The sequence below is a fragment of the Aliarcobacter cryaerophilus ATCC 43158 genome (genome assembly GCF_003660105.1).
Classification (GTDB): domain Bacteria; phylum Campylobacterota; class Campylobacteria; order Campylobacterales; family Arcobacteraceae; genus Aliarcobacter; species Aliarcobacter cryaerophilus.
In genome coordinates this window covers 192,058-212,429 of the sequence record NZ_CP032823.1, presented here as the reverse complement: position 1 = coordinate 212,429, position 20,372 = coordinate 192,058, and the positions used below count along the sequence as shown (strand labels likewise).

The following is a 20,372-nucleotide window of genomic DNA, read 5'->3' as shown; positions in this document are numbered from 1 at the left end:
AAAAATACATAATTTCTTATTAATTAACAATCTTTCTAGATATATATAATTTCAAAATAACCTAATGTATCTAATGAACTATCAAATCTATCTTCATGTATAGCAATACATAATAAATGGGTAGGTCTAGAAAAACCTACATAAGCCATTTTAGTACTTTGAGTATGTCTTAATGCCGGATTATTAAAAGGCACATTTTTAAATTGTTCTAAAAGCCTTTGCGATTCATATTCAGAATAATAAGAAGATTCTAAATATAAAGTTGCTGTATGGGTTTCACCCTTAACACTATGAACTGTTGAGATATGAATATCAAATCCATCTTGATTATAAATATTTTTAATTTCACTAGATGTGATATTAGCTGAGATTAATAAAGATTCATCATTAATAAATACTCTACTATTAACAATTGATTTCTCAAAAATATTTAAAAAAACAGGTATGTATTCTTTTATTTCATTGAAAGTAATATCAAGATTATTTGTCACTAAAAGTTTCTTACACCATTTGTAAATATTTAAATTGAAATCATCATAAATACTATTTTGTTGTTCTTTTTGTTTTTCACTAATTATATTTATTAATGATTTTTTTGTATAAAACCTATCATTTTCATCTTTTGTATTTTCTAATTTTAATATCTTTACAAGAGCATTTAGAATACTTTTTTTAATGCCTTTAAAACTTCCATTTCCTCTTTCAAAATAGACCAAATAACTTTTTAGATTTTTATAATTTTCTTTCACTTTATGTTGATTTTCTTCAAAGTTTTCAAAATAGTTTTTTAAAGCGATTTTTGTTTCATGTTCTTTTATCCAAGCAATAGCTTTAAAAGGTTTTTCTTTATCTATTTGAAACAATCCATCATTTACATAACTCCTAATTAATTGTGAATATTTAGGAATTATATCTTGAATATTTTCATCTTTATATATAAATAAGTGAGGTTTTAAATCTTCTCGACTATTTTGTAAAGAATTTATTGGGGTATTAATTATTCCAAAGTTTTGAACAAAAGTTGCAATTGTTTGAGAAAATCTATTTGTTCCTGTAAGATTTAAAACTTTTTCTCTATCTTGCCAAATTACATCCGTTTCAATATTTCCTCCATTATAAATAGCTTGATTTTTATCTCCAATCCTTTGAAAAATGGTTTCGGAATTAATAAAAAACATTTTTTCTAACAAATCATGCTGAATTTTATCCATATCTTGCATTTCATCGATGAATACTATAGTAAATCTTTTTCTTAATATATCAATTATATTTTCTTTTTTTACTAAGTAACGATTTGCCAAAAAATACATATCATCAAAATGTAATATCCCTGCCTTTAGAATATTTAATTTCATTTCATATAAAGCTTTATAGGTAGGACTTTCTTTATTCTTTAACCTAAAATTACTTTCTAAACCATTTATTCCTTCAATTAAATTTACATTATCATTAAATCTTAAAGATTTTTTGAAATCATCACTATCTTGTAATCTATTAACCCATTGTGTTGCACCATAAGGTAAAATATATTTTGATACTGTTTCATCATAGGTAATATTATCTATGATATTTATTTTTTTCTTTAGTATTTGTTTATAAAAAGGTATTGATAGGAATTTATTTACAAAAGATTGAATAGTACCGATAAAATTTGGATAAGAAAAAAGCTTTGGACAATACTTACCTATTTTATTTTTTATTTCATCAATTGCAGTATTAGTATGAGAGATAACAAGTATACCTGAGCCATCATCAAAAGGTAAATATCTTTCTAAAATTAATAATTTAGCAAGAAGGACCGTAGTCTTTCCACTACCAGGGACAGCTTGTAAATCAAGGGTGGTTAAATCTTTTATAAAATTAATTCTTTCATTGCTATCATCTTCAAATCTTTGACCTTCTTTTAACAGAATATTTTCTGCGTATTTAATATCTTCATCAGTAATATTAATATTATGAACAAGCATGTTCTATAGCCTCACATAAATATTTAATATTAGAATCTTGTTTAATTTGTTCAGGTTCTATATCTTCAGAACTATTCTCTAATATATCTGCAAATCTTTGAGCAATTATAGACTTAGATATTTTTTCTTTTGCATTATCTGAAAATTTTAATTCACCTAAAATTTGCCAATAAATATCAAATGCTATGTTATCATTATCCTCATTCCAGTTACTAAATGCTGTTTCATAATTAGAAACAGCATCTCTATAGTCTTGTAATATTGATTCTCGAATACAATCATTTTCTTTCTGTTCCAAATGAGCTTCAAGTATAGCTTTAAAAAATATTTTTCTTAGAACTTCAGTTTTCGCAATACAATATTCCAATGTCCAATGAGGAGAAATAAATGCTTTAATATTTGAAATTCCTACTGATTCAAAACTTGCTTTTTTATCTCTAATTACATCATCAGGAACGAATTCTGTAATAATATTATTCTCTGCATATTTACTTGTATCTAAATTTTTTTTAATAGCATATCTTTCAGGTCTTAAATCCAAGTCTGTAATAACTGAAACTTTAATCCCTATATCATTTTGCAAATCATTTCTTTTAAAAATATTTACATATCTAAGAAAAGCAGTATTTCCAACATTAACTACTGAAACTTGTTTTTCAGTTAAGTCATATCCTATTTTTTTGGCTAAAGAAGGTATGAGCATTTCTTCAGCCCAACCTTCAACTAAAATAACTCCTTTTGCAAAAAATAAATTTGATTTTGTAGTATCTAAAAACCTTTCCAAAAATTTATAATCTGTATCTTTAAGAGCTGTATTTTCTTTAGCCATAGAATTTGCTTTATTGTTACAAATAATTAGATTATCTAACTTTACTTTAGATGCAAGATTTGGACTATGTGTTGTTAAAATAAGTTGTTTATTTTCTTCTTTTTGCAACCTCTCAATAACCTTCATTTGAGCTTGAGGATGTAAATGTGCCTCTAACTCTTCAATTAATCCAAGCTTTAAACCATGGTAATCTTCTTTTCCAAGATGTAATAACTCTGTAGCCATAAATAACCTATTTAGAGTACCTAGTCCTAAGTTTTTTTCATCTTTTATAAATATTGATATTTTTTCTAAAATTTCTCGTAGTTTGCTTCCACTTATTTCAAATTCACTTTCTTTTGAAGGTTCATAAAAAGCTTTAATATATGTATCAATTTTATCTTTTAAGACTTTTCCTAATTTCTTTTCATCTTCAGTAAATTCATTACCATCTTTATCTTTGCCCTCAAAATATTTCTCAATTGTTTGATTAAATTCTTTAAAATAATCGATTAAATAATGTGTTTCTTCTTTTCCTTTAAAAGCTTCATCACCTAATAAAATTTGAGAAACCCTAGAATTCTTTTTGGCTACCAATTCATTCTGAGCGTCACGAAGGGGTTTAAGATAAGTAACTTTTAAATACTCTCTAGCTTCTGCAGTCATCTGTGAACCATCTTCATCAACACCAGCTTTTACTTCAGAAGGAAATATTCTTTCATCATTTCTTGATACATCATATATTAATCTAAGAAAAACTTTTTCACCTTCATAACCTAACCATTCAACAAAATTTTTCGCTTCATCATCTGTTAAATCATTAAATTCCACCTCTATTCTAAAGCGTTTAGAATTGTTATAAAAATCAAGATTTTCTATTTTTATGTATTCATAACTATGTGTTTTTAATATAAGTTTTATAGCATCAATAATAGCAGTTTTACCTGCATCATTTTGACCGATTAGCACATTTAAATTCTTTTGAAAAGTTAGATTTAAATCAGGAATATTTTTTTTTAAATTGTACTCTTGTTCATTTCCATATTTTCTAAAGTTCCAAAGTTTAATATTAGATAAAAACATTTATTTCCTTATTATAAATATCAATGATTTTATCATTTTTTCGTCACAAATTGAGTCACATTTTTTATAATTTGTTATTTTTTTACTTATCTTATCAAACACTTCTTCAAATCTTCATCAGTAGGTCTAATATATCGCATAGTAGTTTTTATATCACTATGACCAATAAATTCTTTAATGAATTTAGGATTAATAGATTTTGACATATCAGTTATAATTCCTGCTCTAAAAGAGTGAGATGAATATCTATGTCCGAGAACTTCTTGAATAAAACTATTTACTTTTGCAATAAATGTTGAACTACTTGGAGTTTTTAGTGGATTTCCTTTTGTTGTTATAACAAAATCTTCATCTTTTGAATCATCATTAAATACAAAATGTTTTTTAATTTATTTAATAGCTTCTTTTGAAAAAAATAGTTTTCTTTCTTTTCTAGTTTTATGAGTAACTATAATTAGTTCTTCTTTTTCAAAGATTATATTTATATCTTTTACTTTTAATTGTTTAACTTCATTAACTATCATACCTGTAAAATATAATAGAATAAAAGTTCGTCTTAGATTGTTTTTAGTATTAGTAGTTAAATCTTCTTTTCCATTTAAATATGTTAAAAGTTTTTAGTATTCAACTTCTTTAATATTTTCTCTAATTTTAGTAAATTTTTTCTTTTTCATATTATTCCCTCATAATTTGTCTTTTATAAGGTTATTTTAGGTGCTTTAAAATCACAAATGACTGACATAAGGACTTTAAAGCTGATGAACTACCCTAAATTATATACTTAAGAAATTTATAGTGTGAATGAAGTACGTAAATTTATGTGATTTAATAGAAATAAAAAATATACAATAAATATTTTAAATTAATTAATGTTTGATTTTAAAAGGTTTTATTAGTTATATTAAAAACAAAATTTTAATAATCATGAATAATAAACTATGAAAGAGTTTTATGGAAAATCAAAAACACGATGCTGTACTTAATGAAATAAATTTAGTGGGAATAAAAAAGCAAATATTTAAAAATAAAGATGTTATCTCTCATATAAAAAAGTTAGGATTAGATGATAATTTATTGGAATATGAAAAAAATAAAATTTTAGATATTGAAAGATCTATTAGGGATGTTGTTAATTATCAAGAAATAAATACTTGTATAATACCTATAGATAAAAGTAAAATTTTAGGAAAAGAACTTTATGACAGATTAAATATTCTTTTGAGAAAAATGGTTGATATAAATAATAAATACGTTGGTCAAATAGTTACTTCTGCTTTAATTAATCTAAGTGAAAACAAAGAATATTTTTCTATACGTAATGAGTTTTTAGAGTTGTCTAAAGAATATTGTTCTAAAAGAATTTCTAAAATTAACAATAAAGACAAAGATCAAGTTGATAGATATTATAGAATTTATCATGAGATTCTTCCTTGGTTTGATCAAAAAATCTCTATAAGAGAAAATACAATATTTTATTCTTTCATTGATTTGTTCCTTGAATATATTCCTTATTTCCTTTATGAACATACATTTAAACAATATGTTGAAATTAAAGATAGAACATCAATTAATTTAATTGGTAATATAGCATTAGAAAAAAGAGAATTTATAAAAAATCAGTTATACCTCTACAATTTTCATCAAAACTTCCTTAAAGAGTTATTATCTCTTACTAATTCAATTCAATTATCATCTAATTTAGAATCCCTAAATAAGGATGAGTTATTAAAAAAAGTTTTTGAATTAGCTCAAGATATAAAATGGTGGGGGACATTTATGAGCTCAAGCTATAAAGACTCTGATAATTTAATTCCTATTATTAAAGATGAATTTGATATATCATGGGCGTGGAATTTTGATAATTCTATTGGATTTATCTCATTCTGGTTTGATAATAATGAATTGAATAAACAATTAAAGAAAAAAAGAATATTTCAGGTTGTTCTAAATTATGATGGAGTTTTTGAAGATAAAATAAGACGTTGGATATCTACTTTAAATATTAATAATATAGATAATTTGTATGCTTTAAAAATAAATCTATTTATATTAGAAAAAATTTATTCTTATTTAGAAAATATATATAATAAAATAGATCATAATAAAATTCTTAATCAATTTATGAATAAGCATAATAATAATTTAATTATCGAGGATGAAGAAAAAAATATTGCAGATCTAGATGATGTAAAATTTGATAAAAATGAGATATTCACAATAAAACAATCAAGATTATTAATTATCTTAAAGTCAATTGGATGTGAAATTAGAGAAGGTAAAGGTAGTGAGATTTCAATATATAAATTTGGAGGAAAACATTATACTATGGGACATCATAAAAAAGATGAATATATTTATCCTCCTACGATAATTAACATATTGAAAACTTTAAATATTTCTCCCAAAGATTTTATGCAGTGTTTAAAAAAGATACACCCAACCGTTCTAATGAACTAATATTTAATCACCTAGATGCTAAATAAAATAAGCCTATCTATAATTATTGAGAATAATAATCTTTTGTTTAATTTATATTATATGATTTTGATAAATCATTGTAAACTAAATTTTCTTTTTTTAATTCATTATTTACTGTGATGTTTGAGTTACTATCTATTGGTATTTCAGAATTATCTTTAACTAATGTTTTTTTTGATTTATAAAATAAAATGTAAATTATATACAAAACTAAAGAGCCAATAAAAATTTCCACGCATATCCGTTATATTTTTTATAAATAATCTAATGCTTATACTTTTAAATATCATAACTTATTATTATTTTATACTAAAATTATCTAAAAACTCAATTGATTATAACTACTATGAAAATTACATCCAGTAATTCTACTCATACTCGACCTATTTACTTCTATTCCTTGTGAAATAAGATATTTCTTTGCATTTTGGATTTCTTCATCTGTTATTATTCTTGCATTATAGATTTCTCGGGGTATTATACTATTAATCAATTCATTATACCAATAAGATATGTAAGCCTTATCTCTTGTCATTTGCCAGTGAGATATTCTATTTTCTAAAATAAATCTTTTAAATTTAATAGGATATTCTTCAAATAAATCAATAATTATTGAAAATATTATAAACTGTTCTTTAATTGAAAGATAAAAATGAGTTGGTAAACTATTTGGAATTCTTTTCTTTATATCAATATATTTAAAAATATCATATTTTTTCACTAATTCTAAGTTTTTATGCTTAACAATCTTTTTTACTATTTGTAATAGTGCATCAAAGAACAAAAAAGAGTAGATATATCTATCACCTAATATCACAAAACCTTTTTTTATTATATCATTTAGTTTTTTTGTATGATTAATAAAAATCGATGGAATTTTTATTATTTCCACTTTTGTTTTTGATAAATCAAAGCCACAAAAGTGACAATATTTAAAACTCTTTTTTTGTTCAAACATTTTTGAAATTTGTAACTTTGATTTACAATTAGGACAACAATCATGAAGATAACAATTATGCTTTAAACATATTGTATTAATTATTATTTTCCAATTCTTTTTAAAATATACTATTTTTTCTTTCAAACATTTAGGACAAAATCTTAAAGAACAAATTAAAGAATTTTGTCCATTAGATATAATATTTTCTTGTAAATATCCATTATAACTTTTTAAAGTTGCTTGTCTCAAATTTATATTATTTGATTTTGACTCTAAAACTTTTATTTCATCATCTGATAATACAATATCAAAATTATTAGCCGTTAAAATTTGACTATTTCTTGATAAATGTAATTGTAAAAATGTATGAGGATGAGTATGATGAGCATAGGCAGTTCTTATGAACCAAGAGCTTAATAGCTCATCTTCGTATATTTTTGGTGCTACAACAAAATTTGTATCTTTTATAACAATATTTTTTAATCTTTTTATCATATCTCACTCAATTCTACTATTTTTTTAACATTTGACATTGAAATATAATCACATTCCCTGATTTCTTTAAGAGTAATTCTTTCACTTTCACTTTTTATAGCATAAATTGCTGCTTTTTTTAATAATCCGACAATATCACCTATATTGCCATCTGAAATTTCAAGAATCTCCATTGCTGTATTTGATGTTAAAATAATAGATTCTTTTTTTAATGGTAATGTTTTTATAAATGTAGCTAGTAAAGAAACGAACTCTTTATCCATTTTCCATTTTCTTAAATAAATTGGTCTAAATCTACTACTTATTTGAGTATCAGTACTTACAGCTCTTAGTGCATCTTTAGTACCAGAAAGAACAATTGGTATTTTTAAATGATTACTAAGATTTTTAATTGCATTTAAAACTTGTTTCTGTTTTGCAATCGAACCACTTAAGATATTGTGTATTTCATCTATGATAAGCATATCAACATTCAATAGATTTAAATAATACTGCACAAGATATTGTTTTCTAGCAACTGAATCTCTTTCATTAAATGGAGCAAAAATTTTATTTAATATGTTACTATAAAGCCTTGATTCATTTGGTTCATTTGGTGCTAAAATAGATAAAGCAGGTATACCAATTGCATTATAATTATCAAAAAACTCTTTTGTTAATTTGTCTGAATTCTCACTATAATAATCATAGCTAGGATTTCTTCTAACAAACTCTTCCAAAAGTGAAGTTTTTCCATTATTCGATGAGCCTACTAAAAGAATACTAGTAACTCTTGTCTTGTTTTTCTCATAAGTTTTTATACTTTCTAATGTTTGAATAATTTCTTCTGCTTGAGGATAATGTACCCATCTATCCTCTGAAATATATGTTATTCTTTCTGAATTTGTCTTATTTATAATTTGTTGTGCTTCATTTGTTAATGCCATACCATTCATTTTGAATCCTTTGAAGTAATATCATAAATTTGTATATCTTTGAATAAAGAATCAAAATGCTCTGATGATAAACTAATAGATTCTTTTTTTATTTCATTACTTTTAAGTGTTGTAATTTTTTGCCTTGAAGTATCTCTCTGATGCTGTGAATGTTTATTTTTTACTTCATTTTCTATCTTTAATAACTGTTCATAAGCGTCAAATATATCATCTTCATTGTAATTAGTTATTTTTCTATCTTTTAGGTGTTTTTTGACAGCATATAAATCCCATAGTGTCATAACTGGAGCTGAAAGTTTTCTATATGGTATTTCAAAATATTCTTTTAATTCTGAATCATAAAAATATATTTTCTGAATATTTAGAGGGTCTCTTTTTATTTTATGTTTTATTTTTGATTTTTCACTATCTGTTTTACCTATCCAATGTCTTAAAACATCAGAATAATAACCTATACCATCAAGTGTAATTCCATCTTTTTGAACTGTTCTATATTCAGTAGGTAGAAGCGAAATTTTTACATCTTCAATATTATCAATCATAGAAGGCAAATATCCAATACCAGCATTTTCATCATCACCTATCAATCCTTGCATATATTTTTGTTCAGGTGTCATCTCTATACCACTATGATATTTTTTATGATAAATGTTTACTATATAATGAATCAACCATTCTTTTAATTCATCCAGTGTATACATCGCTTCTTTATCTGATTTGTAAGCACCTTTCTCAGTTATATTTGAAAATGTAGTTCCTGCCAAATTATGTACTTCTTTATTTATAGTTCCAAGTACTCGCTCAACATGAGCACCAAATTGTGGTCTAGCAACTGGTCTTTTCATCAAAGTAATTCCATATTCATCACATACTCTTTGCATATCTGAACTAACTAAGTCAGCACCATTATCTACTCCTATTATTCTTGGAATTCCAAAAATATTCCAATCACCATCAATATTATATTGGTGAAGTATTTTTTCTTTTTGAGTAAATACATTATATAAACATTGTGATACATTATAATATCCTGGTGCTTGTAGTGACACATAAATTCCTGCTATCATTCGAGAATAAACATCAATAGCCAAAGTTAAATATGGTCTACCTATTGGTTTTCTATAGATATTATCAACAACTCTTATATCCAAAGGTGTATGATCAATTTGTATAAATTCCAATGGATAATTTCCTTCAGGAAATTCCCCTTCAAAATTATCAAATTGTTTTCTAGCTTCTTTATATCCTTCTCGTTCTTTTACTACTCTTTTAGGGTCTAGAGATTCAATTCTATTTCTTAGAGTGTTTTCATGTGGAGGAATTATATTTTGATGTTTACATGAAGTGTAGATTTTGTTATAAATTCTTTTAAAACTATATCGCTGTTTATTTAGATACAAATCTTCAAGTACTTCTGTTATCACATTATCTACTTTTGGATCAAGTCTACTTCCTTTTTTACCTCTTTTTGATATATTTGATACTAATGAACTTATCTCATTTGTTTGTTCAAAAAGTTTTATCCATTCATACAAGGTAACATAACTATAGCCATATTTTTTGCCAACTTCTTCTACTTCATTTTTTGTTCTCTTTACAAAAACTAAATCTTTAATAATCTCATATCTTTTATTTGCTTCTTCCCATTCTTGGTCTGAGTAATTATCAAGGTAAGTTTTCACATCAACAACATTAATAATTTTAGAAGATAATTCATTAAGTGTTACAAATAAAATATCAAATGTAACTAAGTTTTCTATTTCAACTTCATTTATACTAATTATTCTTACGATTTTATATTGCTCATTATTGTAAAAAACAACTGAACCAATTTTTAATTCTATTTTTCCCATTACATCATAACCTTTTTTTCTAATTCAGTATTCATTGTAAATTTTTTATAGAGATTAACCACCTTAATATTTTCAAATACATATCTCCATACATAAGGTAAACATTTCATTTGTTCCATTTTATTGTCACTTAATACATCCAATAATTCTTTTACATTGATTTTATCAACTTCATTAAGTATCTTATTAATTCTTACTATTTTCTCATTATCTTGAGAAATAAAAGCAAATTTATATAAAAATTTTAAATTATCAAGATAAATTTTACTAATTTCTTCATCAGTAAAAATATCGAATTTTAAAGTATACTCATTATAAAAATATGATTTAAGAAAATCTATTTTTTCTCTAAGTTCACTATCATTTCTAATCTCGTTTATATATTTTACTTCATAATATCGATCTGTTCCATCTTTATAAGCAACAAGACAATCTGGTGTATATTTTCTTTTTGAACCATCTTTATACTCATAATTTATTGTTATAGGTTGTTCTGCATAAGAAATCACATTCTCATCGAATTCTAACAACATATAAAAATCTCTTTCAAGAACAGACTCAAAAGCAATTTGTTTTTTATTTTTATAACTAGCGAAATATCCTGTACAAGATATATAACTTTTTTTGATTTTTCTAGTACTCATATTTATATTATACAAAGCTTTCTCAAATTCTCCAACCGCTAATTTATTTAAGTTAGTTATTATTGTATTCAATTTATTTAACCTTTATCTTATATTTATTTAAGTTAATTATTGTAGATTTTCTTACGAATTGTTTCATATTTTTATACTGTGAATTAAGTTTGTTGATGGAACTGACATCCAAACTATCTCAAAATGGAATTTGTATAGTAAGTGGTGCAGCCATGGGAGTTGATAGCATAGCTCACAGTGGAGCTGGAGTAAATAACACAATAGCAGTTGTAGCAAATGGTTTAGATATAAAATATCCAACAGTGAGCAAAAATCAAATTGTTGAGATTGAGAAAAATGGTTTAATTATTTCAAGTTTTAAAGAGGGCGAAAAAGCAAGAATCTATAGTTTTGTACAAAGAAATGAGATAGTTGTAGCTTTGGGTGAAAAATTAATAGTTACTCAAGCTGATTTAAACTCTGGAAGTATTACATCTTTGGAATTTGCACTTAAACAAAACAAAGAAATTTTTGTTTTACCACATAGAATAAATGAGAGTTTAGCCACAAATGAATTAATCAAAAAAGGTTTAGCAAAAGCAATTTATGATATTGATGAGTTTGTACAAGATATTATTGGAGTTGGTCTTTTTGGGTTTGAAAATAGCTTTGATGAGATTTTAGAATATTGTAAGAATAATCCAATTTATGATGAAGTACTTTTAAAATATCCAGATAAAATTTTGGAATATGAGTTAGATGGCAAAATATCTATCAAAGATGGAAAAGTTTTTGTAGTTTAGCCACAAATACTAATAGATACAAAATGTATCTATTAGTATCTTAATTGATAAGTTATATCTCCAGCTCCAACACCCAAAAATATCCCCTCATCATAAGTTTTTATGATTTTATCATCTTTTATGAGCTCAATTTTTCCTTTATATGAAACTATTCTATCAGCAAAAATTGGATTATAACTAGCAAACTCTTTTTGAAAATCAATATCTATCTTTTTCTCACCAGCAACTGTCCATAAAGGAAGAATAATTAACTCATCACATCTTCTAAAACACTTTTTAAAGCCTTCAAGATTATCACTAGTTCTACTATATTTATGAGGTTGCCAAAGAACTATTCTGTTATTAAAGTTTGTAAGATTATCATATAACTCAACTGATTTCATAGTTGCTTCAATCTCTGTTGGATGATGTGCATAATCATCAATTACTACAAATTTATCATTTGATTGAACAATATCAAATCTCTTTTTTATACCTTTATAGTTTAAAAGATTTTTTCTAATAGTCTCAATATCTAGCTCATTTAAAGCTGCAAGAATTGCTAAAGAGGCATTTGAAGCTATATGAAAACCAAATCCCCAAACTTCAAAAGTACCATAATCTTTTAAATCAAATTTAGTACAAGGTTGTCCATTTTTTAAAGTGTAGCAAAGATTTTTTATATCTTTTGATGGATAAAGATATGTTGCATCTTCAATTTTTAATTTTTGGACATCTTTATCCTCAGCATTTACAACTCTTTTTTTTGCCAAATTTAAAAAAGTTTCATATGATTCATAAAATTTATCATAATCATAGTGATAATACTCCATATGCTCAGGTTCAGCATTTGTAACAATTGCACAATATGGATTTGAAAGTAAGAATGAAGCATCACTCTCATCAGCTTCAAATGCAACTGTTTTATCTACATATCTAAAGTTACTTCCAAACTCTTTTGAAATAGCACCAATTAATGCACTGCTTTGTAAAATTGTTGCTAATATTGCTGTTGTAGTTGATTTTCCATGAGCACCTGCAACACAATAATTTTTCTTATCTCCTAAAATTATAGGAAGTGCTTCTTTTCTTGATAGAGTTCTTATTTGTTTAAGTCTTGCTTCTATTAACTCAGGATTCTCATCTGTAACTGCTGCTGAATAAATTACTAAATCCAAATCATCAGTTATATTTTTTGCTTCTTGCGGACAAGATACTTTTATTCCCTCTTTTTCTAACTCTTTTGTTATAGATGAACTTTTCATATCGCTTCCACTAACGCTATGACCATCAAAGTTCAAAAATCTAGCTAATGCTGAAAGCCCTATTCCACCAATTCCTATAAAATGAACTCTCAATTTATTTCCTTTTTTCGATTAAATGTTTTAAGTTTTCATACTCTTTTTGTAAAAACTCTTGATGATTTTTTAAAAAATCATCAACATCAAAGTTAAAACTTGTAATAAAATACCCATACTCTTCTTTAGATTCTAGTTCATCTTTATCAACAAACTCTTCATAAAAATCTTCAAAATCAAGCTCTTTTGATAAATTCACAAGTAAAACTTCCATATTTTTTTTCAAAAACTCATCATTAATACCATTTGCAAGAGTAAAAAATAGTGCTTTTGCTAATTCAAAATCACTATTTGACCATTTTTCAATAGCAAGTTCATAAAAAGCTCTAATAGTTAGAAAATCACTATTTTCTAGCTTCAATAACTCATTTTTTTCTAATTTTTCTTCAAGATTTTTACTTGCAACCTTTAAAATCTCATCATAAATTTTGTTTGTTTTTTCTTCTTCCAAATCTAAAACTAGCATAGTGTCTAAAATTTCATACATCATCTCTATGTTTTGATTTTTTATTGAATTTTGCATTGCTGCTTCTAAATATATTAAAAAATCTGGGTTTGTTCTAGCTTCGTTTAAATCATCTTTGTTCATTTTTGTACCTGTTCTTCAGAAATTGGGATTAAGATTTGATTAAATTTATTCATATCAAAAGCAACTAAATCACTATTTGTATAGAAAAATTTGATAAATGACCTTTTTTTAAACATTTTTTGTTTTAAAGGTAATATTTGTAACATCTCTTTTTGTTTTTTTAACTCTCGTATTGGATTTTCAACACCTTTTATAATCTCTAGTTTTTCATTAAAAATTTTTGCCAAATTTTCATAGTGGTCTAGCAGACTCAACTGGTTATCTTTTTGTCCTATTGGATCATAATCAAATATTTTTGTTTTTAATTTTAATTGAGTTGCAACATCAAAAACTATTGGTGAAATTTGCTCATAACTTGCACTATCATTTAGAACAATTCCAACATTTTTTGAAGCTTTTAAACTCTCTTCTCCTATTTTAAAAATTGGAATCTTTAGCTCCAAAAGAAAATTTAATTTATATAAATCTTTAAACATAAATTTTGTCAAAACAAGTAAACCAATATTATATTTTCTACTATCTTCTTTAATTATCTCTTTAAATCCTAAATTTGCATAATCTATTTGTAAAATTATTGTAGGAAAATATTTTAATTCAGTTTTTATAAGCTCCATAATTGAAACAGTTGAAGGTCTTGTAACTTTTACAATAAGCAAAGAATTTTTTAATTTTTCATTTAGATATTTTGCTTCATCAAGAGCTTTTTTTACACTCTTTTCATTTTCTAAATATAGATCCAAATATAAATAGATTTTACTTCCAAATGGCATAGGAAATTGACCTTGAGTTTTTCCTATTACATTGTAAATATTCATCAAAACAGTTGGTTTTCCAATAACTAAAATCAAATCATTTGGTTTTAAAACCAAAGATGACTTTAGATTCATTAATTTTTGATTTCTATAAAGCCCAAAAATTCTCCAATCTTTTTGCTCAATAGAGTCAATAGAACGATAAGCATAAGAACTTCCAAATGGAATTTTTATCTCCATTATCTCACCTTGTTTTAGACCAATATTTTGTGCTAAAACTGGTACATTTGGTAATCGTTCAACCATTCCATTTGCTAAAACATCAATTCCTTTGTAAATGCTAACCATTGGATCTTTTATATTAATTCCCCAATAATCTAAAATAGTAATTTGCAGATTTTTTTTGTATTCTCTAATATTTTTAATAACACTCATCATCTCATCTTTTGAGCTAAGTGCCATTAAAACTTCACTATGAATATTTTTGTCAAGAACCATTGATAATTTTGAATTGGAAGTAGGATCAAATTTATAGAATGTAAAGTTTGAGGGCTTTTGAATAGGTAAAATCACATCATTCATATATACAACATCATAGTTGTTATCACCTGTATTTGACTCTACAATTCTTTGCAAAAGCTTCTTTGCAACTATTCCATCAAGTATAATTAATATCTTTTTCATGGGCGAAATTATATCTTAAAAAGTTTAATAGTAGATTTTAGATAGAATATAGCCTTAATTAAAAAAAGGTTTATAATATTTATGGAATTTCAAATTGACGCAACTTCAAATGGTGCTAGAGCATGTACAATTAAAACAGCTCATAGTACTATTTTAACTCCTGTTTTTATGCCTGTTGGTACTCAAGGAACTGTAAAAGCTTTAGATGCTACAGATTTACTAGAAATGGGTACTAAAATTATTTTAGGAAATACTTATCACTTGTATTTAAGACCTGGTAGTAAATTAATCAAAAAGTTCGGTGGGCTTCACGGTTTTTCAAAATTTCCAAACTCATTCCTTACTGATTCAGGTGGATTTCAAGCATTTTCACTAAGTGATAATAGTAAACCAGATGAAAATGGAATAATGTTTAAATCTCATATTGATGGAAGCCGGCACTACTTTACACCAAAAAGTGTTTTAGATACACAATATGAGCTAAATAGCGATATTATGATGATTTTAGACGATTTAGTAGCTCTTCCAAATACAAATGAAAGAATAAAACTATCAATTGAAAGAACTACAAAATGGGCTAAAGAAGCAATTGATTATCATATGGAGCAAAAAGCTCGTGGAATTGGAACAAAGCAAAATATTTTTGCAATTATTCAAGGTGGAACGGATAAAGAGTTTAGAAAACAAAGTGCAACTTCTCTTTGTGCAATGAGTGATTATGATGGTTTTGCTATTGGTGGACTTAGTGTTGGTGAACCAAATGCTATTATGTATGAAACTGTTGAGTGGACTACACAATTTATGCCAAAAGAAAAACCTAGATATCTAATGGGAGTTGGAACTCCTGAAGATTTGATAGAAAATATTGAGCGTGGTGTTGATATGTTTGATTGTGTAATGCCTACAAGAAATGCAAGAAATGGTACACTTTTTACAAGTTTTGGAAGAATGAATATAAAAAAAGCAGAGTTTAAAGAAGATAGTAAACCAATAGATGAAACTTGCTCTTGTTACACTTGTAAAAATTTCACACGAGCTTACTTAAATCATCTTTTAAGAGCTGGAGAAATAACATATTTTAGACTAGCTTCTATACACAATATCTATTATTATTTAGATTTAATGAAACAAGCTAGAGAGGCTATTTTAGAAAATAATTGGCTTGAATTTAAAAAAGATTTTTATGCTAAAAGAGGCAAATAAATCTTTTTTTTGATAGAATAGGCAAAAAAATTTAAGAGCAACTCATTGCTCACTTTAGGATTTTGCTACTTTTAGTTAAATTTATTTAACGCTAAAAAGTAGTATTTAAATATTTTGGTTACCTTTAAAATGGTAACCTTTTAAAGGAAAAATTTATGATAACTGTAGATGATAATTTAATAGCAAAATTAGAAAAACTTTCAAGTTTAAAAATAGAAGATGATAAAAAAGAGAAAATAAAAAGTGATATTTCTCAAATGCTTGAGTTTGTAAACAACTTAAATGAAATTGATGTTTCAAATGTTGAAGCAATCGCAAGTACAGTAAAAGGTGGAACTCCTTTTAGAGAAGATATTGCAGTTTCAAGCAAAGAGATATCTGATGCAATTTTAAAAAATGCACCAAAAAGTGAAGATAACTACTTTGTAGTTCCAAAAATTATAGAGTAAAAAACATGATAAAAGTTTATGGAATAAAAACTTGTGGAAGTGTACGAAATGCTTTGAAATTTTTCAAAGACCACAATATAGAAGTTGATTTTGTAGATTTTAAAACTACAAAAATAGATTTAGAAACTGTTAAAAAATGGTCACAAAAAGTTGATATAAACATACTTTTTAACTCAAAAGGTACTAAATACAAAACTATGAATTTAAAAGAGTTAAATCTTGATGAACAAGGAAAAAAAGAGTATCTTGCAAATGAACCTATGCTTTTTAAAAGACCAGTTATAGAGTATGGTGATAAACTTCTAGTTGCTTGGGATGAGGAAGAGTATAAGAAGATTTTTTTATAAATCTTCTTATACAAATTTTAAAAAAATTATCTATACTCCCAAACAACTCCCAAAGCTGTATCCATAATTGATATATTCATAGCAGACAAATCATCTCTTATGCTATCCGCTTTTACAAAATCTTTATCTTTTTTAGCCTCTGTTCTTTTTAAAATTAGCTCTTCTATTTGTTTCTTTAACTCTAAACTAACTCCAAATTGGAAATAAGAGAAAGCATCACTTCCACCAAAACCTAGAATTTTTTCAATAAACTCAATATTTGCAACTATCTCTTGTTTTAGAAGCTTATCTTTTGGATTTTTATCCAAACTATCATTTGAATTGTTTATAAATTCATCAATAGTAGCAAGAGCTAATGATGTATTCAAATCATCATTTAATGCTTCCAAAATACTCTTTTCAAACTTTTCATTCACTTTTGAAGTAGCTACCTCATAAACTCTTTTTTTTACTCTATAAAGTTTATCTAGTCTTTTTTTTGAGACAAGTAAATCCTCTTCATTGAAGTTTATATTTACTCTATACGAAGAGCTCAGAAGATAAAATCGAACAACCTCTCCACTATAAGATTTTAAAACATCTTTTAAGAAAAATGAATTTCCCAAAGATTTACTCATCTTTTCACCATTTATATTTACAAAACCGTTGTGCATCCAATATTTTGCAAGATTTTGACCACTCGCACATCTTGTTTGACTAGCTTCATTTTCATGATGAGGAAAAAGTAAATCAGCTCCACCACAATGAATATCTATTTGAAAAGGCTCATCTTTATATGCTAAATGTTTTTCAATCATAGCACTACACTCAATATGCCATCCAGGACGACCTGAGCCAAAATTTGAAGCAAAAGATACATCACTAGATTTTTCAAATTTCCATAAAGCAAAATCAGAGCTATTTCTTTTTTGATTGTTTGTTTCAACTCTTGCAATTGAGTTTTCATCACTTGCTTGGTGTGATAATGAACCATAAGAGTTATCTTTAGAAACATCAAAATATACACTATCTTCTGTTTTATATGCAATATCTTTTGAAAGTAAATTTTCTATCATAGCTTTCATTGCATCAAGATTTTCAGTCGCTTTTGGCTCAAAACTGTTTGGTAAAATATTTAGAGTTTCCATATCATTTTTATAAGTTTTTATATAAAAACTTGTAATTTCATCTAAAGATTTACCCTCTTCTTTCATTTTTTTAATAATCTTATCATCAATATCAGTAAAGTTTTTTGCAAAAACCACTTCATAACCATTTGATTTTAAAACTCTATGAAGTAAATCAAAAGCAATAGCACTTCTTGCATGTCCCAAATGAGAATTATCATAAACAGTTGGTCCACAAACATATATTTTTACTAAATTCTCTTTTAAAGATACAAACTCTACTTTTGATTTTTTTGATGTATCATAAAAATATATATTTTTCATACTATTTAAATAGTGCCTCTAGGCTTGATGCATCTGTTATTTTTTCATCTTTTTTAGTTTCAGAATGTGAAGCTAATACCCCTGTTTCAATCTCAACAATCTCTATATCATATTTTGTAAGCATAGAAGCTAATCTTATATTTAATCCAGCTTTTCCTATTGCTTTACTTTTTTGCTCACTGTTTATTGTTACAATTGCCTTACCTTTTTCACCATTTTTTGGATGTTCTTCTATTTTTACACTATTTACTAAAGCTGGACTTAAAGAACGAGCAATAAACATCTCTGGAACACTAGAGTACTCTATACAATCAATATTTTCTCCATTTAACTCTTTTGAAACTGCGTTTATTCTAACACCTTTTACACCAACAATTGCTCCAATTGCATCTATTTGTGGACTTGTAGATATAAGTGCTATTTTTGATCTACTACCTGGAATTCTAGCACTTGCTTCAATAATAATTTTTTCATCTTTAAGTTCTGGAACCTCTAATGTAAGTAAATTTTCCAAAAACTTTGGACTTGTTCTTGATAACTCTACCATCAAGCCCATATTTTTATCAATATTTACAGATTTAACAACAGCTTGAAGAGTATCTCCTACTTTAAAATACTCGCCTTTTATTCTATTTTTTCTTTGAAGAATACCTTTTATTTCACCTATTTCAATAAAAGTACTATCATTTTTATCTACTCTTGTAACAACGGCAGATACAGTTTTTCCAACTTTTTCTTTGTATTTTGTCATGATATTTTCTTCTACAAATCTTTGAAGTTTGTATTCAAAATTACTTGAAAGAATTGTTGCTGCATTTCTTCCCATATTTTCAAACTCTAACTCATAACTCAAAGAGTCTCCTAGTTCCAAGTCACTATTAATAGCTTTTGCTTCATCTATTGCTATAAAATTCTCTTTGTTTATAGGAGTTCCATCTTCATTTTCTAAATCTTCAAATAATCTTTTATCATCATTTGCTACAACTTCTATTTTTTGGAAAAGTGTTAATTTTTTACTTGCTCTATCTACTTTTGCATCAAAAATCAAAGTATAATCAACCATTTTTTGAGCAGTTTTAATCAAAGCCTCTTTTAAAGCGTTTTCTACATCAGTGATTTTAAGACCCTTTTCGTAAGCTATTGAGTCTAAAATATCTATTATTTTATCCATAATTGTATCCTATAGTTTTTTTAACATTGAAATGGTAAGTTTGATTTTCAATGCAAGTTTTAGGGCAATAGTATATCAAAAATACCTTTTATACAAATTAAAGCAATTTTTCACTAAAATATACGATTATTTGAAAAAAAAGGTTTAATGAAATGGAATTATTAATTGCTAGAAATGAATTAAATGAAAAGCCAAAAAAAGTACAGTTGGAAAAAATCAAAGATGAGTTAAAAAAAGAGGCTCAAAAAATATTTTACTTTGATAGAGACAACTCTCACAAAGATATGATGGCTTTAGTTGAAGCTTTAGAAAAAGAGGGATTTAATATCTATTTTAGAGAGATTAAATTTGGATTAGCTGATGATGAGTATATGTATGAGGTTCATGCACTTTAATATTTTATAGTGATAAAA

20 protein-coding genes are annotated in these 20,372 nt (G+C 25.7%); 6 read left to right on the top strand and 14 right to left on the bottom strand.

Annotation, left to right across the window (positions count from 1 at the left end; all coding sequences use genetic code 11):
- Nucleotides 1-35 precede the first annotated feature (35 nt).
- The 4 genes from ACRYA_RS00995 to ACRYA_RS10870 all read right to left on the bottom strand — a co-directional run bounded on the left by ACRYA_RS00995 (nt 36) and on the right by ACRYA_RS10870 (nt 4,382).
- Nucleotides 36-1,967: a UvrD-helicase domain-containing protein gene (locus ACRYA_RS00995; RefSeq protein ID WP_105917567.1), complete on the bottom strand. Its 1,932-nt coding sequence runs from the start codon at nt 1,965-1,967 to the stop codon at nt 36-38.
- Entirely contained in the window at nt 1,954-3,858 is a 1,905-nt protein-coding gene (locus ACRYA_RS00990) for an ATP-dependent nuclease (protein WP_105917566.1), read from the bottom strand. Before ACRYA_RS00990 ends, ACRYA_RS00995 begins: the two co-directional genes overlap by 14 nt.
- A gap of 86 nt (nt 3,859-3,944) precedes the next feature.
- Nucleotides 3,945-4,196, bottom strand: coding sequence for a tyrosine-type recombinase/integrase (locus tag ACRYA_RS00985; protein ID WP_228199791.1), 252 nt, complete (start codon nt 4,194-4,196; stop codon nt 3,945-3,947).
- A gap of 51 nt (nt 4,197-4,247) precedes the next feature.
- Complete coding sequence (locus tag ACRYA_RS10870; RefSeq protein ID WP_119184503.1) at nt 4,248-4,382, bottom strand: hypothetical protein; 135 nt, start codon at nt 4,380-4,382, stop codon at nt 4,248-4,250.
- A gap of 427 nt (nt 4,383-4,809) precedes the next feature.
- On the opposite strand from ACRYA_RS10870, the gene ACRYA_RS00975 reads away from it, so the two are divergent.
- On the top strand, nt 4,810-6,315 hold the full coding sequence (locus tag ACRYA_RS00975; RefSeq protein ID WP_121443263.1) for a hypothetical protein: 1,506 nt from the start codon (nt 4,810-4,812) through the stop codon (nt 6,313-6,315).
- Nucleotides 6,316-6,382: 67 nt separating this feature from the next.
- Here ACRYA_RS00975 and ACRYA_RS00970 read toward each other — a convergent pair whose 3' ends face one another.
- The 5 genes from ACRYA_RS00970 to ACRYA_RS00950 all read right to left on the bottom strand — a co-directional run bounded on the left by ACRYA_RS00970 (nt 6,383) and on the right by ACRYA_RS00950 (nt 11,275).
- The gene (locus ACRYA_RS00970; RefSeq protein ID WP_105917165.1) at nt 6,383-6,571 is read right to left on the bottom strand and encodes a hypothetical protein; all 189 of its coding nucleotides are present in this window, start codon (nt 6,569-6,571) and stop codon (nt 6,383-6,385) included.
- A gap of 84 nt (nt 6,572-6,655) precedes the next feature.
- The gene (locus ACRYA_RS00965; protein ID WP_105917163.1) at nt 6,656-7,771 is read right to left on the bottom strand and encodes a TniQ family protein; all 1,116 of its coding nucleotides are present in this window, start codon (nt 7,769-7,771) and stop codon (nt 6,656-6,658) included.
- Complete coding sequence (locus tag ACRYA_RS00960) at nt 7,768-8,706, bottom strand: TniB family NTP-binding protein (RefSeq protein ID WP_105917161.1); 939 nt, start codon at nt 8,704-8,706, stop codon at nt 7,768-7,770. Before ACRYA_RS00960 ends, ACRYA_RS00965 begins: the two co-directional genes overlap by 4 nt.
- Nucleotides 8,703-10,559 (bottom strand): TnsB C-terminal domain-containing protein, encoded by a 1,857-nt coding sequence (locus ACRYA_RS00955; RefSeq protein ID WP_105917159.1) that lies wholly within the window; start codon nt 10,557-10,559, stop codon nt 8,703-8,705. The genes ACRYA_RS00960 and ACRYA_RS00955 overlap by 4 nt, the downstream gene beginning before the upstream one ends.
- Nucleotides 10,559-11,275: a TnsA endonuclease N-terminal domain-containing protein gene (locus ACRYA_RS00950; RefSeq protein ID WP_228199758.1), complete on the bottom strand. Its 717-nt coding sequence runs from the start codon at nt 11,273-11,275 to the stop codon at nt 10,559-10,561. Before ACRYA_RS00950 ends, ACRYA_RS00955 begins: the two co-directional genes overlap by 1 nt.
- Nucleotides 11,276-11,370: 95 nt before the next feature.
- Here ACRYA_RS00950 and ACRYA_RS00945 point away from each other — a divergent pair, with 95 nt between their 5' ends.
- Nucleotides 11,371-11,997, top strand: coding sequence for a DNA-processing protein DprA (locus ACRYA_RS00945; RefSeq protein WP_105917157.1), 627 nt, complete (start codon nt 11,371-11,373; stop codon nt 11,995-11,997).
- Between the two features lie 32 nt (nt 11,998-12,029).
- Here the strand turns inward: ACRYA_RS00945 and murC are convergent, their stop codons facing one another.
- Genes murC through ACRYA_RS00930 form a run of 3 tightly spaced genes read right to left on the bottom strand, consistent with a single transcriptional unit; the run spans nt 12,030 to nt 15,359 of the window.
- Complete coding sequence (gene murC, locus ACRYA_RS00940) at nt 12,030-13,334, bottom strand: UDP-N-acetylmuramate--L-alanine ligase (protein ID WP_105917155.1); 1,305 nt, start codon at nt 13,332-13,334, stop codon at nt 12,030-12,032.
- A gap of 1 nt (nt 13,335) precedes the next feature.
- Nucleotides 13,336-13,923, bottom strand: coding sequence for a hypothetical protein (locus tag ACRYA_RS00935; protein WP_105917153.1), 588 nt, complete (start codon nt 13,921-13,923; stop codon nt 13,336-13,338).
- The gene (locus ACRYA_RS00930) at nt 13,920-15,359 is read right to left on the bottom strand and encodes a COG3400 family protein (RefSeq protein WP_105917151.1); all 1,440 of its coding nucleotides are present in this window, start codon (nt 15,357-15,359) and stop codon (nt 13,920-13,922) included. Before ACRYA_RS00930 ends, ACRYA_RS00935 begins: the two co-directional genes overlap by 4 nt.
- An 81-nt stretch (nt 15,360-15,440) precedes the next feature.
- On the opposite strand from ACRYA_RS00930, the gene tgt reads away from it, so the two are divergent.
- The 3 genes from tgt to ACRYA_RS00915 all read left to right on the top strand — a co-directional run bounded on the left by tgt (nt 15,441) and on the right by ACRYA_RS00915 (nt 17,358).
- Complete coding sequence (gene tgt, locus ACRYA_RS00925) at nt 15,441-16,562, top strand: tRNA guanosine(34) transglycosylase Tgt (RefSeq protein WP_105917149.1); 1,122 nt, start codon at nt 15,441-15,443, stop codon at nt 16,560-16,562.
- Nucleotides 16,563-16,720: 158 nt separating this feature from the next.
- A complete protein-coding gene (gene gatC, locus ACRYA_RS00920; protein WP_105917175.1) occupies nt 16,721-17,011 on the top strand; it encodes an Asp-tRNA(Asn)/Glu-tRNA(Gln) amidotransferase subunit GatC in 291 nt (96 codons plus the stop codon).
- 5 nt (nt 17,012-17,016) lie between these two features.
- Nucleotides 17,017-17,358 (top strand): arsenate reductase family protein, encoded by a 342-nt coding sequence (locus tag ACRYA_RS00915; protein ID WP_105917147.1) that lies wholly within the window; start codon nt 17,017-17,019, stop codon nt 17,356-17,358.
- A gap of 26 nt (nt 17,359-17,384) precedes the next feature.
- On the opposite strand, the gene cysS is transcribed toward ACRYA_RS00915, so the two are convergent.
- Both cysS and nusA read right to left on the bottom strand, forming a co-directional pair.
- On the bottom strand, nt 17,385-18,788 hold the full coding sequence (gene cysS, locus ACRYA_RS00910) for a cysteine--tRNA ligase (RefSeq protein ID WP_105917145.1): 1,404 nt from the start codon (nt 18,786-18,788) through the stop codon (nt 17,385-17,387).
- Between the two features lies 1 nt (nt 18,789).
- Nucleotides 18,790-19,959: a transcription termination factor NusA gene (gene nusA / locus ACRYA_RS00905; RefSeq protein WP_105917144.1), complete on the bottom strand. Its 1,170-nt coding sequence runs from the start codon at nt 19,957-19,959 to the stop codon at nt 18,790-18,792.
- Between the two features lie 152 nt (nt 19,960-20,111).
- Between nusA and ACRYA_RS00900 the strand changes: the two genes are divergently transcribed.
- Nucleotides 20,112-20,354, top strand: coding sequence for an HP0268 family nuclease (locus tag ACRYA_RS00900; protein WP_105917142.1), 243 nt, complete (start codon nt 20,112-20,114; stop codon nt 20,352-20,354).
- Nucleotides 20,355-20,372: the final 18 nt, after the last annotated feature.

Excerpts from the sequence above, each read along its gene's own strand:
- ACRYA_RS00955 (WP_105917159.1), bottom strand. The coding sequence starts at position 10,559 with ATGGGAAAAATAGAATTAAAAATTGGTTCAGTTGTTTTTTACAATAAT.
- ACRYA_RS00990 (WP_105917566.1), bottom strand. The coding sequence starts at position 3,858 with ATGTTTTTATCTAATATTAAACTTTGGAACTTTAGAAAATATGGAAAT.
- ACRYA_RS00930 (WP_105917151.1), bottom strand. The coding sequence starts at position 15,359 with ATGAAAAAGATATTAATTATACTTGATGGAATAGTTGCAAAGAAGCTT.
- tgt (WP_105917149.1), top strand. The coding sequence starts at position 15,441 with ATGGAATTTCAAATTGACGCAACTTCAAATGGTGCTAGAGCATGTACA.
- ACRYA_RS00935 (WP_105917153.1), bottom strand. The coding sequence starts at position 13,923 with ATGAACAAAGATGATTTAAACGAAGCTAGAACAAACCCAGATTTTTTA.
- ACRYA_RS00915 (WP_105917147.1), top strand. The coding sequence starts at position 17,017 with ATGATAAAAGTTTATGGAATAAAAACTTGTGGAAGTGTACGAAATGCT.
- ACRYA_RS00995 (WP_105917567.1), bottom strand. The coding sequence starts at position 1,967 with ATGCTTGTTCATAATATTAATATTACTGATGAAGATATTAAATACGCA.
- ACRYA_RS10870 (WP_119184503.1), bottom strand. The coding sequence starts at position 4,382 with ATGATAGTTAATGAAGTTAAACAATTAAAAGTAAAAGATATAAATATA.
- cysS (WP_105917145.1), bottom strand. The coding sequence starts at position 18,788 with ATGAAAAATATATATTTTTATGATACATCAAAAAAATCAAAAGTAGAG.
- ACRYA_RS00960 (WP_105917161.1), bottom strand. The coding sequence starts at position 8,706 with ATGAATGGTATGGCATTAACAAATGAAGCACAACAAATTATAAATAAG.
- ACRYA_RS00945 (WP_105917157.1), top strand. The coding sequence starts at position 11,371 with ATGGAACTGACATCCAAACTATCTCAAAATGGAATTTGTATAGTAAGT.
- ACRYA_RS00975 (WP_121443263.1), top strand. The coding sequence starts at position 4,810 with ATGGAAAATCAAAAACACGATGCTGTACTTAATGAAATAAATTTAGTG.
- nusA (WP_105917144.1), bottom strand. The coding sequence starts at position 19,959 with ATGGATAAAATAATAGATATTTTAGACTCAATAGCTTACGAAAAGGGT.
- ACRYA_RS00965 (WP_105917163.1), bottom strand. The coding sequence starts at position 7,771 with ATGATAAAAAGATTAAAAAATATTGTTATAAAAGATACAAATTTTGTT.
- ACRYA_RS00900 (WP_105917142.1), top strand. The coding sequence starts at position 20,112 with ATGGAATTATTAATTGCTAGAAATGAATTAAATGAAAAGCCAAAAAAA.